Raw genomic sequence first — 12,918 nt, 5'->3', positions numbered from 1 at the left:
TCTTGTGATTTTGGTGTGGGGGGTTGCGGGCGCTGTGTTTTTCTGATTTTTTTTTTCCTTCGAGCATTTGGTCTTTTTTTTGCCGGCGGCAGTCGAGCATGGCTCGACTCTACATGTCAAAGCCGCCGGGCGTGACCCGGCGCTACCCTCAGATTGTTTCGCCGAAGGCCTTTGCCAGGTTGCGGTAGGCCTTCTTCTGGGCCTCGTCGGTCGCCGCCGGCGCCACGATCTCCAGTTCCACGATCTGGTCGCCATCCGGGTTGCCCGGCAGGCCGCGGCCGCGCAGGCGCAGCTTGCGGCCGGCATCGGAATCGGCCGGAATCTTCAGTTCCACCGCACCGCCCAGGGTCGGCACGCTGATGCTGGTCCCCAGCGCGGCCTGCCACGGGGTCACCGACAGGGTGTGGAGGATGTTGCGGCCGTCGACCTCGAACTGCGGGTGGGCGGCGTACTCCACTTCCAGCAGCAGGTTGCCGCCCTGGTTGCCCTGCCCAGCCAGGCGGATCACCTGGCCCGGGCGGATGCCCTTGGGCACACGCACATCCAGCTGCTTGCCGTTGACCGTGATGCGCAGGCTGTCACCGCTGTAGGCCGCCTCCAGCGGCACCGACAGCTTGGCCCGGGTATCACGGTTGGGCGCCTGGCCGTGGCTGCTGAAGCCCGGGCCGGGGCCTGCGCCCTGGCCGCCGCGCTGGCGCGCGAACAGGCTTTCGAAGAAATCACTGAAACCGCCGCCGGCACCACCGCCGCCGAACACTTCCTCGAAATTGAAGCCCCCGCCACCGCCGTAGTTCGGCGGCACGTTGAATTCCTCGCCGGGGCGATAGCCCTGCGCGCGCAGCTGGTCATAGGCTGCGCGCTTTTCCGGATCGCGCAGCGCCTCGTAGGCCTCGTTGACCGCCTTGAACTTGTCCTCGGCGCCGGCCTCCTTGCTTACATCCGGATGGTACTTGCGTGCCAGCCGGCGGTAGGCAGTCTTGATTTCGGCCTCACCCGCACTCGGTTCCACCCCCAGGGTGGCGTAGTAATCCTTGAATTCCATCCAGCTACCTCGATCTGCTTCGGCCGCGCCGGTGGCGCCGCCCCGGGTTCATTCTACGCGCCGGCATGCTACGCCGCTGCCCGTGCCGCGCCGGTGACGCCGACTGATCCAACGCAATGCAGCGGTCACCGCCCTGCCCCAGGCTGAAGCTGGACGCCTGCCCTGCCGCGCCCTTCACAGTGGGGTGTGCACGCCGGGTTTCCAATGTCTTGACGCCTCCCTCCCACCGGCCCCACTAGCCTGCCCCAGCAAGGAGCTCCCATGACCATCCACGTCGGCGACCGCATTCCGGAAGTGACCCTCAAGCGCATCCGCGAGGGCATCGAAACACTGGACACCCACGCCCTGTTCGACGGGCGGCGGGTGGTGCTGTTCGCCGTGCCCGGCGCCTTCACCCCCACCTGCTCCGCCCGACACCTGCCCGGCTTCGTCGAAGCGTTTGCCACGTTCCGCCAGCGCGGCATCGATGTGTACTGCATGGCGGTGAACGATCCGTTCGTGATGAAGGCCTGGGCAGCTGACCAGCATGTTCCGGAGGGGCTGCTGATGCTGTCCGACGGCAATGCCGAGCTGACCCGTGCACTGGGCCTGGAGCTGGATGCCAGCGCCTCGGGCATGGGCATCCGTTCGCGCCGCTTTGCCCTGTACGTCGATGACGGCGTAGTACGTGCCGTCTGGATCGAGGAGCCCGGCCAGTTCGAGGTGTCCTCGGCCGACTACGTGCTGGAGCACCTTCCCACCTGACACCCCACCGCACGAGGAACCGGCCAGCCATGTCCAACAAGCCAGCCAAAGCCAGCAAGTCCACTGCCAAGCCCAGCACCCCGGTGCCCGGCATCAGCGACCGCAAGACCCTGCGTGAGCGCGCGCGGCGCAACATCGAGGACGGTGCGATCACCGACAGCTACAGCGCTGACCGCAAGGCGGTCATCAAGCTGCTCAACGATGCACTGGCCACGGAATATGTGTGCGTGCTGCGCTATTACCGCCACTTCTACATGGCCAAGGGCATGCTCGCCGATGCGGTGAAAGCCGAGTTCCTCGAACATGCGCAGCAGGAACAGGCCCATGCCGGCAAGCTGGCCGAGCGCATCGTGCAGCTGGGCGGCGAGCCGGATTTCAATCCGGACACGCTGACCGCGCGCTCGCATGCCGAGTACAAGGAGGGCACCGACCTGCGCGACATGGTGCGCGAAAACCTGGTGGCCGAGCGGATCGCCATCGACAGCTACCGCGAGATGATCGCCGTTGTCGGCGACCGCGATACCACCACCAAGCGCATCCTCGAAGAGATCCTGGCGCAGGAAGAGGAACACGCCGATGAGTTCGCCGATCTGCTGGACGGGTGGATCGGGAAATAGCGGTGACGCACGCGCACCGCTGTAGAGCCGAGCCCACGCTCGGCTGAGACCGCCGAATGCGCCGCGCAGAAGCAGCCGAGCACGGGCTCGGCTCTACCAGAGCATTTCAGTGGTCAAACCGGTAGCGCCGGGCCATGCCCGGCGTCAGCGGATGACCGTGAACCGCACCTGCGTCCACGCGCCATCGGTGGCCAGCGCGGTAAGCGTGTGCGCACCTGGATCAGCGAACTCACGCTGCATCAGCTGCGCGCCTTGGGTGCGGGCGATCCAGCGCCCATCCAGCAGCCAGTCCACCGCCTGCTCGCTGCCCAGCGCGCGCAGCTGCAGGCGCACGCCATGCTGTGCGTTGGGGGCCCGGGCCAACGCTGCGCCATCGTTCAACCCATCGATGTGCAGGGCCACGCTCGCTTCGCGGCCATCATCCCGGCAGTCGGCGGCCAGTGCCGGCAACTGCGACGCATCGCGCGTGGCCTTGGGCAACCACGGTGACAGCAGCGCCGGCCAGCGCGCGATCTCGCGCTCCACTTCCGCGTGTGGCGCGCTGCAGTCGGCGGAAAGCCGCTGGCCCGTGCGCGCATCGGCGATGTAACGCTGCCGGCCCGGCTGCCAGCGACGGGCCTCACGCTCGGGGAAGGTCGGCGGCACGCCGCCATCCAGCAGCCACGCCGGCATGCGCCGCTGGCACAAGGCGGCCGGCAACGATTCGGCCCGTTCACCGGTAGGCCAGCAGACGTCGGCACGGCTGACGCTGGCCGGCATCGGTGCGGCGGCGGCATCGCCGGGCTGGCGCGGCAGGCTGTCCACCACTTCGAACATCAACGGCAACGCCGTCACCGCGCCGTACTGGCCCGGCAGGGGCGTGCCATCGGGCCGCCCCACCCACACGCCCACGGTGTAGTGGCGCGTACTGCCGATGGCCCACGCGTCGCGGTAGCCATAGCTGGTGCCGGTCTTCCAGGCCACGCGCGGGCGGCCGCCGACATCGAAGGTGCCCACGCCATAGCCCGGGCGCGGGTTGGATTCGAGCATCTCGCGCACGATCCAGCTGGCGCCGGGCGAGGCCAGGCGCCGCTCGATCATCGGCTCTTCGTCGGTGTAGCGCACACGGCCGGCGATGCCGTTGCGGTTGAGTGCAGCGAAGGCGCCGACCAGATCCTCAAGCCGCGCGCCGGTGCCGCCAAGAATGAGCGACAGGTTCGGCGAACTGCCCGGCGGGAATCGCAGCTGGATGCCCGCATGCGAAAGACGCGCGGCGAAGCGCGCCGAGCCCACCCGCTGCAGCAGGTCCACCGCCGGCACGTTCAGCGACAGGCGCAGCGCGCTGGACGCACCGACCGGGCCGTTGAAAGCCTCGTCGAAATTGCCCGGCCGATAGCTGCCGAAACTCTGTGGCGCATCCACCAGCAGGCTTTCCGAATGGATCAGGCCATCGTCCAGCGCCATCGCGTACAGGAAGGGCTTGAGGGTCGAGCCCGGCGAGCGCCAGGCCTGCACCATGTCCACATGGCCCAGCCGCTGGCGGTCACCGAAAGACAGCGTGCCGACGTAGGCACGTGCTTGCAGGGTCTGGTTGTCGACCACCAGCAGGGCCGCCGAGGTGCGCTCGGGCAGTGTGGAGAAATAGCTGGCCACGCGCTCCTCCAGCGTGCGCTGCAGGTCGAGGTCGATGCTGCTCTGGATGCGTGCCTGGCCGGGATGTGCCGAGTGCAGTCGCTGCGCCAGCAGCGCCGCATGCATCGGCGGGCGCAGCGAACGCGCGACCACGTTCTCGATGCGGGCATCGTCCACTTCGTCCGGTGTCCACACGCCCAGCTCGGCCATGCGCGCCAGCACCTTGTCGCGCGCTTTCTGCGCTGCGTCCGGGTGGCGATCCGGGCGCAGCCGGCTCGGTGCCTGTGGCAGCACCGCCAGCAGCGCCGCCTCGGCGTGCGACAGCTGCGTGGCCGGCTTGCCGAGATAGGCCCAGCTGGCCGCTTCCACGCCTTCGATGGTGCCACCGTAGGGCGCACGTTCCAGGTACAGCGCCAGGATCTGCGCCTTCGACAGATGCACTTCCAGCTGCACCGCGCGCAGCATCTGCTTCAGCTTGCCCCATGGCGTGCGCGAATGCGGGTCGAGAATGCGCGCGACCTGCATGGTCAGGGTCGAGCCGCCGGAGACGATGCGGCCGCCGCGCAGCAGCTGGCCACCGGCACGCAGGATGGCCAGCGGATTGATGCCGGGGTGATGCCAGAACCAGCGGTCTTCGTAGGTCAGCAGCGCCTGCAGGTACAGCGGCGAGACGCTGTCGGCCGAGGCCGGGTAACGCCATACACCTTCGGCATCGGCGAAGGCGCGCAGCGGGCTGCCGTCGGCGGCCACCACCAGGGTGCTGGTATCGCGCTGCTTCGGCAGCGGCGGCGGGAACGCGACATCCAGTACCAGCAGCAGCACCAGCAGCACGGCCGTGCCCCAGCGCAGCCAAGGCAACAACGGTTGCAGCCGGCGCAGCAGGGCTGCGCGCCGTGTCGTCCCGTCCATCTTCATTGCAGCTTGCCGGCGGGACGGGCCGCGCCGTCGCGGCCCGTCCGCGCTGTCACGGCTGGACCACCGTGATCGTAGTCGGGTTGCTGCGGCCCACGCCACGCAGCTGCGGGCGATACATGTCCTCCACCAGCGGCGGCGGCACCGAGTAGGTGCCCGGAGTCACCGCACGCACCAGGTAGAACACGTTGGCCTTGCCACCACGCGACAGTTTCAGCGCCGCCACGTACCGGTCGTCGCGGAACTCCTCGTGCTTGGTGTCGGACGCAGAACTGCGGTCGCTGACGGTGATGCCATCGACCACCACATCGGCCCACTGCTTGGCATCGCCCAGGTTGAAGTTTTCGATCTCCAGGCCGGCCGGCAGCAGGTCGGTCAGCAGTGCATCGGGCATCTGCGTATCGGAGCGGATGGTGACGCGCACGATCAGCGCCTCGCCTTCCTTCAGCGGACCCGGCGTCCACGGCTTGCCGTCGGTGCCGAAGTAGGTCCGCTCGACGCCCAGCACGCTGTTGTCCGGCGCAGGCGCGCTGCGCGGGATGCCGGCCACGTCGATGCTGGCGAACATCGGTGGCTGGCCCTGCGGGGTGAAGCGCACGCCGCTGGCCAGTTCGCTGCCGGTGAAGTTGCGGCCGAACAGCTTGCGCTCGCCGATGGTTTCACTGTTGCCACCGATCACCAGTTCACCGGCCACCAGCGCCTTCTGGTTGGCGGCCAGTGCCTTGCCGAGGCGGGCAATGGCGACCTGCTCCTGCGTGCTCAACCACATCCAGCCGGCGTTGCGGCGGGCATCCAGACCACGGCCAAGATCGACCGCGCGTGCATCCCAGGCCGGCTTGGCCAGCTTGTTTTCATGGGTCAGGGCGATCATCAGCGCGTCATCGCGGATGGCGCTGCCGTAATCGCCGAAGTACGACGGACGCTCGCTGCTGGACTTGGCGAAACCGGCAGCAATCGCCGCCTGGCCGCGCTTGCCATCGCCCTGCAGCGACAGCGCCACGCCCAGGTGGACCAGCGACAGGCCGCCGACCGCCTTGCCGCGCTCGTTGTCGTACAGCGTGCGCAGCGTGCCCAGCGGCGCGCGGTTGACGCGGGCCAGCACGTAGCCGGAATACGCCTGGTTGGCGAACTTCAGCTTCTCGCGGTCATCGTGCCCGTAGAACTGATTGCCGCCGGACAGCAGATCCTCGCTCAGGCGGTTGAGCGCCTTCTGCAGCACGTTGTCCGGCACGGCGAAGCCACCGTCCTTGGCATCGAGCAGGAACTCGGTGATGTACGGGGTCAGCCACGGGTTCACGTAGCCATCGTCACCCCACATGGAGAAATTGCCGTTGGCCACCTGCATCGAGGCCAGCCGACCGAATGCACCTTCCATGCGCTCGCGGCGGGTCTTGGCATCCAGGCCGTCGGTGCCGAGCATCGACGAGGTGGCCTGGTCCAGGATCAGCGCGGCGTAACCCTTGCTGGTGGTCTGCTCGGCACAGCCATAGGGGTAGTTCAGCGCGCCCTGCAGGGCACTGGCGAACGGGATCGGCGGCAGCGGGCTGACCAGCAGGCGGGCATTGACCGAGTCGGCCATCAGGCCCTCGGTCAGGCTGTTGTCGAGGCTGACCGCGGCCAGTGGATCCAGCGTACGTACCTGCGAACGCAGCACCTGCGGCCACGCCGCACGCACCGGCAGTTCGTAATGGCGGTCGGCCTTGAAGCCATTGCCATCCACGCGCACCCGCACCTTGGCAACGCTGTTGCCCTCGCGCGCCGACAGCGGGAAGCTGAGCGTGGTCTTGGCATCGGCAGTCAACTGCACGCTGCGACTACCCTCGCCCAGGTTGAGCGGGCCCTCGGTGTCCACCTTCACATTGAACTGGCCGGTCTTGCCGGTGAAGTTCTGCACGTCCAGGGTGACGGTGCTGCGGTCGCCCGGCGCGAGCACGCGCGGCATGCTGGCCTCGGCCAGGATCGGCGCGCGGACCACGGTTTCCACGTCACGCTTGCCGTAATGGTCATCGCTGTAGACCAGCACGGACACACGCAGGGTGCCATTGAAGTCGGGCACCTTCAGGCGGATGCGCGCATTGCCCTTGGCATCGAGCTGCACCGGGCCGGAGAACAGGTCCACGGTCTGCACGCGCGCGGTCGGGCGCTTGGCCTGCGGCAACGCCTGCAGGGCCATGTCGCCACCGAATTTCAACTTGCCGTTGCTGCCGTCGAAGCTTTCGATCACCCGGCTGTAGATGTCGTAGGCATCGATGCCGAGGCGACGCTGGGCGAAGAAGTGCGCGCCGGCATCGGGCACCGGGAAGCGGGTGATGTTGAGGATGCCCACGTCCACCGCCGAAACGGTGACGTGCGCGGCCTTGCCGGCCAGCTGCGGTGCGCTGACCGTCACCGGCAGGTCCTGTTCCGGACGCATCTGCTTGGGCGCGACCAGGCCCACGGCCACAGTGCGGCCCTTGCGGTCCATCGGCACGTGCACCACGCCCACGGCACGGGCCGGGGTGATCTTGCTGGGCGCACTGCCGCCGCGGAACACCAGGGCGGTAATGTAGACGTCGTGACGCTCCCAGTCGGCGGTGACCGGGATCTTGTAGGTGGCACCCGGCTTGGCGTCGATCTCCTGCACGTACAGCATGCGGTCGCTCTCGACCATCAGGATGCCCTTGCCGGCATGCGGCGGGGTCACCGTCACCTGCAGGGTGTCACCGGCCTTGTAGCCGGTCTTGTCCAGGCCCAGCTTGACCTTGTCCGGGCGTGCATCCAGGCCGCGGTTGTCATCGCCCCAGCTCCAGCCGGCGCGGAACGGATAGCGGCTGGTCAGGCCGGTGGTCGGATCGAACACATCCACCCGGTACTCGCCCCACTCCACCGGGAAATCGAAGGCCACCGCGCTGCTGCCGGCGTCGACGGTGCGGGTTTCCTTGTTCTCGAAACGGCGGGTGAAATCGTAGTCCCAGCGGTTGTCGTTGAAGGTCCAGTGGTAGTCGCGCAGTTCGCGCACCAGAGTGACTTTCAGGCCCTTGGCCGGCTGCGGCTTGCCGGCGGCGTCCACGCGCATCAGCTCGAAGCGGGCATTGCCGTTCGAATCGGCACCGTCATCGGGGTTGAACAGCGGGCGCACGCCGACCAGTGCAGCGGCCGGCCAGATGACACGCTTGAGGGTGCGGGTGACCGTACGGCCACCGGTTTCGTACAGGCTGCCCGACAGCACCACGGCGATGGGTGCCTTGGCCTTGGCGGCTTCTTCCGGCAGCGCCACATCCTCGCGCAGCTGGCCATTGGCCGGCAGCGTGGTGTCGACCACATCCTTGGCTTCGCGCGGCAGCTGCAGGGTCGGGTCACCGAAGAAGTAGCCCGGCAGGCCTTCCACCGGCTGCTGCTCGGCGGCCACGGCCAGGCGCGCGGTGAAGCGGTTGCCATCGGCCGGCGCGCCATACAGGTAAGCGCCGTTGGCCTGCAGGCGCAGGTCTTCGCCCGGCTTCAGCGTCTTCTGCGCGCTGTCCAGGTCCAGCTTCATGCGCTCGGGCAGGAACTCCTCGATGCGCAGGGTCATGCCCTGGATCGCTTCCTTGCTGGCCGGGTCGGTGCGGAATTCCACCTGCCAGCGTCCGGTCGGCGCCTCGGCGGGGATGGTCTGCTCGAAGTTGATGTAGCCCTGGTCGCCCGGCTGCAGGCGGGTCTCGCGGAAGGTCTTGCCGTCGGGCTGCTTCAGGCGCAGGAACACCGGCTGAGCCTTGACCGGCTTGCCGTCGTTGTCGCGCAGCAGCGCGGACAGGCGCACGGTTTCACCCGGACGGTACAAGTCACGCCCGGACCAGGCGTAGACGTCGAACCAGGCGTTGTCGCGGCCGGCCACGGCGAATTCGCTCAGGTCCAGCGCCGGCTGGTTGAACGGCAGGAAGCTGGTGTCCTTGCCGCTGCTTGCCACCAGCACGTGGGTGGCGTCCAGGGTGTAGTTCAGCAGTGCGTTGCCGTTGCTGTCGGTGCTGCCCTTGAGCACCACCTCGCCCTTGGCATCGAGCACACGCAGGGTGACGTTCTTCAGTGCCGCGCCGTCCTTCAGCCCGGCGGTGTGGACGAACAGCTTGTCCTTGTAGGCACGGGTGTGCAGGCCGATGTCGCTGACCGAGAAGAACGCGGTGTCGAACTCGCCCTCATAGTCACCGGTGCGCTTGAGCAGGGCGAAGTACAGGCCGGGTTCCTGCAGTTCCTTGATGTCCTGGGTCGGCAGGTAGGTCAGTACCCGCTCGTTCTGCTTGCCGCCCAGGATGAAGCGGTTGACGTAGACCGGCTCGGCCAGCTTGTTGATCGGGCTGCGCTCGTAGTCGCTGCTCAGTTCCCAGCTGCCACGGCGGCCGCCGCGCTGGTACTGGCTGAAGAAGGTCGGCAGGTCCTTTTCGCGCACGCGCAGGAACTCGACGTCCACCTCCGGCACGTTTACCGACACCACGGGCAGGCCGCGGCTGTCCTTGGCCGGCAGCACACTGCCCTGCGAAGCGAAACCGGCCACCGGCTTCAGCTCGCCGCTGAACACCTTCTGCTTCAGTTCCTTGCCCAGGCGGCTGCCGTCGGCGGCCAGCAGGTCTTCAGAGACCACCAGGCTGTATTCCTTGCCGGCTTCGACGAAGGGATAGCGCAGGGTCAGGCCGTCATCGGACAGGGTCCAGCTGCTGTCGTCGGTGCCGACCTTTTCCTCGAAGCGCACCAGTTTGTCGAAATCCTGGGTGCCGACCAGCGGGCGCGAGAACTCCAGCGCCAGCGACAGGCCTTCACTCTTCTGGTCCGGGTAGGCACGCAGCAGGGTGAACTCCTTCACCTGCTCGGCCTTGGTGGCGATGGCTTCGCCGCTGGCCTTGGGCAGCTGCCCGCTGTCATTGCGACAGCCGGCCAGGCCCAGCAACAGGCCTCCTGCCAGTACCGCCGCCGCCCAACCCCACCGCTTCCGCCGTGCCGGACCGCTCATGTCGTCACTCCTTGATCGAGGCGGCCATTATAGGGCCGCCGCGCCAGGGAATTGACGCGGATCCGGCAATTGCCCCGATGCGGGTAGTGCCGGACGCTGGCCGGCAACCGGCATGCAAGGACCCGTGGGGTTGCCGGCCAGCGGCCTGCGCTACCGCAACCGTCCCGCGTTAAAAGGTATCGGCCGGCACCCGCACTTTGCCTTCCATCAGCACCCGGGCACTGCGGCTCATGATGGCTTTGGTCACGGTCCACTGGCCATCGAACTGGCCGGCCTGCGCACCCACGCGCAGGGTGCCGGACGGATGGCCAAAGGTTACCGCCTCGCGCTCGCCGCCCCCTGCAGCGCGGTTGACCAGGGTGCCCGGAATCGCCGCCGCAGTACCGATGGCGACGGCTGCCGTACCCATCATCGCGTGGTGCAGCTTGCCCATCGACAGCGCGCGCGCGTGCAGGTCGATGGCCGAGGCCGGAATGGCCTTGCCGCTGGACGACACGTAATCCTGCGCCGGCGCCACGAACGCCACCTTCGGCGTGTGCTGGCGGGTGGCGGCATCCTCCAGTTTCGAGATCAGCCCCATGCGCAGCGCGCCGTAGGCGCGGATGGTCTCGAACGTCTGCAGGGCCGCCTTGTCCTCGTTGATGGCCGGCTGCAGCTCGGTGCCGGTGTAGCCCAGGTCGGCAGCATTGAGGAAGATGGTCGGAATGCCTGCGGTGATCATCGTCACCTCGAAGCTGCCCACGCCCGGCACGTCCAAGGTGTCGACCAGGTTGCCGGTGGGGAACATCGCACCGGCATCGCCGTCGTCGGACGGATCGATGAACTCCAGCTGGATCTCGGCGGCCGGGAAAGTCACGCCGTCCAGCTCGAAATCACCGGTCTCCTGTACTTCGCCGTCGCGCATCGGCACGTGCGCGATGATGGTCTTGCCGATGTTGGCCTGCCAGATGCGCACGGTGCACAGGCCATCGCGCGGCACCCGGGCCGGATCGACCAGGCCGTTGGCAATGGCGAACGGGCCGACGGCGGTGCTGAGGTTGCCGCAGTTGCCGCTCCAGTCGACGAAGGCGGTGTCGATCGACACCTGGCCGTACAGATAATCCACGTCGTGGTCGGGCACCGAGGCGGTGGAGATGATCACGCACTTGCTGGTGCTGGACGTGGCCCCGCCCATGCCGTCGGTGTGCTTGCCATATGGATCGGGCGAACCGATCACACGCATCAGCAGCGCATCGCGCGCCGCGCCCGGCACCTGGGCAGCGACGGGAAGATCCTGCAGGCGGAAGAACACGCCCTTGCTGGTGCCGCCGCGCATGTAGGTGGCGGGAATACGGAGTTGCGGGAGGAAGGTCATCGTCGGATCCACGCGTTGGAATGTCAGGAAATGTCTTGCATCAATGCGTCAAGGCCGCGATCAACGCACCACACACGCATGACATCCACGCGGTCGGGCAGATCGAGGTAATAGATGAGATAGCGTTCAAAGGCCGGGACCCGCATGAATCGCAACGGCCCAGGCAGCTGCGCTGCTAGTTCGGCGTGCCTTGCGGAACCCGAGGCAGGAAACATCGCGATGCGTTGAAGTGTTGTCTCCAGCTCTGCGAGAAATCGCTGACCGAGTGCCAGCCCCCCCTGCCGCGCGAACCACAGAGCTGCATCAGCCGCGTCTTCCTCAGCCCTCGGTCTCCACTCAATCGCCTTCACGCTCCATCCTTTCGGTCAATTCACGACGCATTCGCTCGAAAGTGTCACCGGTGACCGGAGCGGCCGGCCCCGAGGCCAGTCCCTCCGCAATCAGCTGCTTGAGCAGCGCTTCGGCCTTGCTGCGCTGGCGCTGGCGGATCAGGTCGCGCACGTAGTCCGACGTACTGGAGTAGCCGCCTTCGCGCACTTCGTCATCCACGAACTGCTTGAGCGGATCGGTCAGCGAAATGTTCATGGTGGCCATGAAACTCTCCTTTGGCAGTTTTTGCCAAGCCAGTGTGCACCCCGCACTCGTGTCGGACAAGCCCGCCCCTGACTACCAGGGGCAGGCATTCAGCCCGGCCTTACGCCACCTTGGCGCCTTCAAGGAAATCCTGGGCGAAGCGCTGCAGCACGCCCCCGGCTTCGTAGATCGCCACTTCCTCATCGCTGTCCAGGCGGCAGGTGACCGGCACGACCACATCCTGGCCATCGCGACGGTGGATGACCAGGGTCAGCTCGGCGCGCGGGGTGCGCTCGCCGACCACATCAAAGGTCTCGGTGCCGTCGATGCCCAGGGTCAGGCGGGTGGTGCCCGGCTTGAACTCCAGCGGCAGCACGCCCATGCCGATCAGGTTGGTGCGGTGAATCCGCTCGAAACCTTCGGCCACGATCGCTTCCACGCCAGCCAGGCGCACGCCCTTGGCGGCCCAGTCACGCGAGCTGCCCTGGCCGTAATCGGCGCCGGCAATGATGATCAGCGGCTGCTTGCGGTCCATGTAGGTCTCGATCGCTTCCCACATGCGCATGACCTTGCCTTCCGGCTCCACGCGCGCCAGCGAACCCTGCCTCACGCTGCCGTCGTCGTTGCGCACCATCTCGTTGAACAGCTTCGGGTTGGCGAACGTGGCGCGCTGTGCGGTCAGGTGGTCGCCGCGGTGGGTGGCGTAGGAATTGAAGTCCTCCTCCGGCAGGCCCATCTTCGCCAGGTACTCACCGGCCGCGCTCGAGGCCATGATCGCGTTCGATGGCGAGAGGTGGTCGGTGGTGATGTTGTCCGGCAGCACCGCCAGCGCGCGCATGCCCGCCAATGTGCGTTCACCGGCCAGTGCACCCTCCCAGTACGGCGGGCGGCGGATGTAGGTGCTCTGCGGGCGCCAGTCGTACAGCGGGCTGACCGTGGCGCCATGCTCCACGCGCACGTTGAACATCGGGTTGTAGACCTTGCGGAACTGCTCGGGCTTCACCGCGGCCTTCACCACCGCGTCGATCTCGGCATCGCTCGGCCAGATGTCCTTCAGGCGCACCTCGTTGCCGTCGGCATCCACGCCCAGCACGTCCTTTTCGAT

8 protein-coding genes and 1 pseudogene are annotated in these 12,918 nt (G+C 67.4%); 2 read left to right on the top strand and 7 right to left on the bottom strand.

The genetic code is table 11. The annotated features are described in order from the left end of the window. Window positions 1–148 precede the first annotated feature (148 nt). A complete protein-coding gene (locus ACQKDV_RS14725; protein WP_427784651.1) occupies window positions 149–1,042 on the bottom strand; it encodes a DnaJ C-terminal domain-containing protein in 894 nt (297 codons plus the stop codon). A gap of 261 nt (window positions 1,043–1,303) precedes the next feature. On the opposite strand from ACQKDV_RS14725, the gene ACQKDV_RS14720 reads away from it, so the two are divergent. Further along, on the top strand, window positions 1,304–1,786 hold the full coding sequence (locus ACQKDV_RS14720; RefSeq protein WP_427784649.1) for a peroxiredoxin: 483 nt from the start codon (window positions 1,304–1,306) through the stop codon (window positions 1,784–1,786). 29 nt (window positions 1,787–1,815) lie between these two features. Next, the gene (locus tag ACQKDV_RS14715; protein WP_427784647.1) at window positions 1,816–2,403 is read left to right on the top strand and encodes a ferritin-like domain-containing protein; all 588 of its coding nucleotides are present in this window, start codon (window positions 1,816–1,818) and stop codon (window positions 2,401–2,403) included. Window positions 2,404–2,547: 144 nt separating this feature from the next. On the opposite strand, the gene pbpC is transcribed toward ACQKDV_RS14715, so the two are convergent. The 6 genes and pseudogenes from pbpC to ACQKDV_RS14685 all read right to left on the bottom strand — a co-directional run. Further along, a complete protein-coding gene (pbpC, locus tag ACQKDV_RS14710) occupies window positions 2,548–4,929 on the bottom strand; it encodes a penicillin-binding protein 1C (protein ID WP_427784646.1) in 2,382 nt (793 codons plus the stop codon). Window positions 4,930–4,978: 49 nt separating this feature from the next. Further along, on the bottom strand, window positions 4,979–9,886 hold the full coding sequence (locus ACQKDV_RS14705) for an alpha-2-macroglobulin family protein (RefSeq protein ID WP_427784645.1): 4,908 nt from the start codon (window positions 9,884–9,886) through the stop codon (window positions 4,979–4,981). Window positions 9,887–10,055: 169 nt separating this feature from the next. After that, complete coding sequence (gene prpF / locus ACQKDV_RS14700; protein ID WP_427784643.1) at window positions 10,056–11,240, bottom strand: 2-methylaconitate cis-trans isomerase PrpF; 1,185 nt, start codon at window positions 11,238–11,240, stop codon at window positions 10,056–10,058. Between the two features lie 23 nt (window positions 11,241–11,263). Then, the gene (locus tag ACQKDV_RS14695) at window positions 11,264–11,590 is read right to left on the bottom strand and encodes a type II toxin-antitoxin system RelE/ParE family toxin (RefSeq protein ID WP_427784640.1); all 327 of its coding nucleotides are present in this window, start codon (window positions 11,588–11,590) and stop codon (window positions 11,264–11,266) included. Continuing rightward, complete coding sequence (locus ACQKDV_RS14690) at window positions 11,577–11,834, bottom strand: type II toxin-antitoxin system ParD family antitoxin (RefSeq protein ID WP_427784638.1); 258 nt, start codon at window positions 11,832–11,834, stop codon at window positions 11,577–11,579. Before ACQKDV_RS14690 ends, ACQKDV_RS14695 begins: the two co-directional genes overlap by 14 nt. A 100-nt stretch (window positions 11,835–11,934) precedes the next feature. Continuing rightward, a pseudogene (locus ACQKDV_RS14685) lies at window positions 11,935–12,918 on the bottom strand (Fe/S-dependent 2-methylisocitrate dehydratase AcnD); the annotation flags it as partial.

Origin of the sequence: Stenotrophomonas sp. NPDC077659 (genome assembly GCF_050268705.1) — a bacterium.
In the GTDB taxonomy this organism is placed as follows: domain Bacteria; phylum Pseudomonadota; class Gammaproteobacteria; order Xanthomonadales; family Xanthomonadaceae; genus Stenotrophomonas.
Note: the sequence above shows the minus strand (reverse complement) of the source record. Positions and strands in the feature narration are given on the sequence as shown.

Coding starts and splice junctions, on each gene's coding strand:
- ACQKDV_RS14725 (WP_427784651.1), bottom strand. CDS start 1,042: ATGGAATTCAAGGATTACTACGCCACCCTGGGGGTGGAACCGAGTGCG.
- ACQKDV_RS14720 (WP_427784649.1), top strand. CDS start 1,304: ATGACCATCCACGTCGGCGACCGCATTCCGGAAGTGACCCTCAAGCGC.
- ACQKDV_RS14715 (WP_427784647.1), top strand. CDS start 1,816: ATGTCCAACAAGCCAGCCAAAGCCAGCAAGTCCACTGCCAAGCCCAGC.
- pbpC (WP_427784646.1), bottom strand. CDS start 4,929: ATGAAGATGGACGGGACGACACGGCGCGCAGCCCTGCTGCGCCGGCTG.
- ACQKDV_RS14705 (WP_427784645.1), bottom strand. CDS start 9,886: ATGAGCGGTCCGGCACGGCGGAAGCGGTGGGGTTGGGCGGCGGCGGTA.
- prpF (WP_427784643.1), bottom strand. CDS start 11,240: ATGACCTTCCTCCCGCAACTCCGTATTCCCGCCACCTACATGCGCGGC.
- ACQKDV_RS14690 (WP_427784638.1), bottom strand. CDS start 11,834: ATGGCCACCATGAACATTTCGCTGACCGATCCGCTCAAGCAGTTCGTG.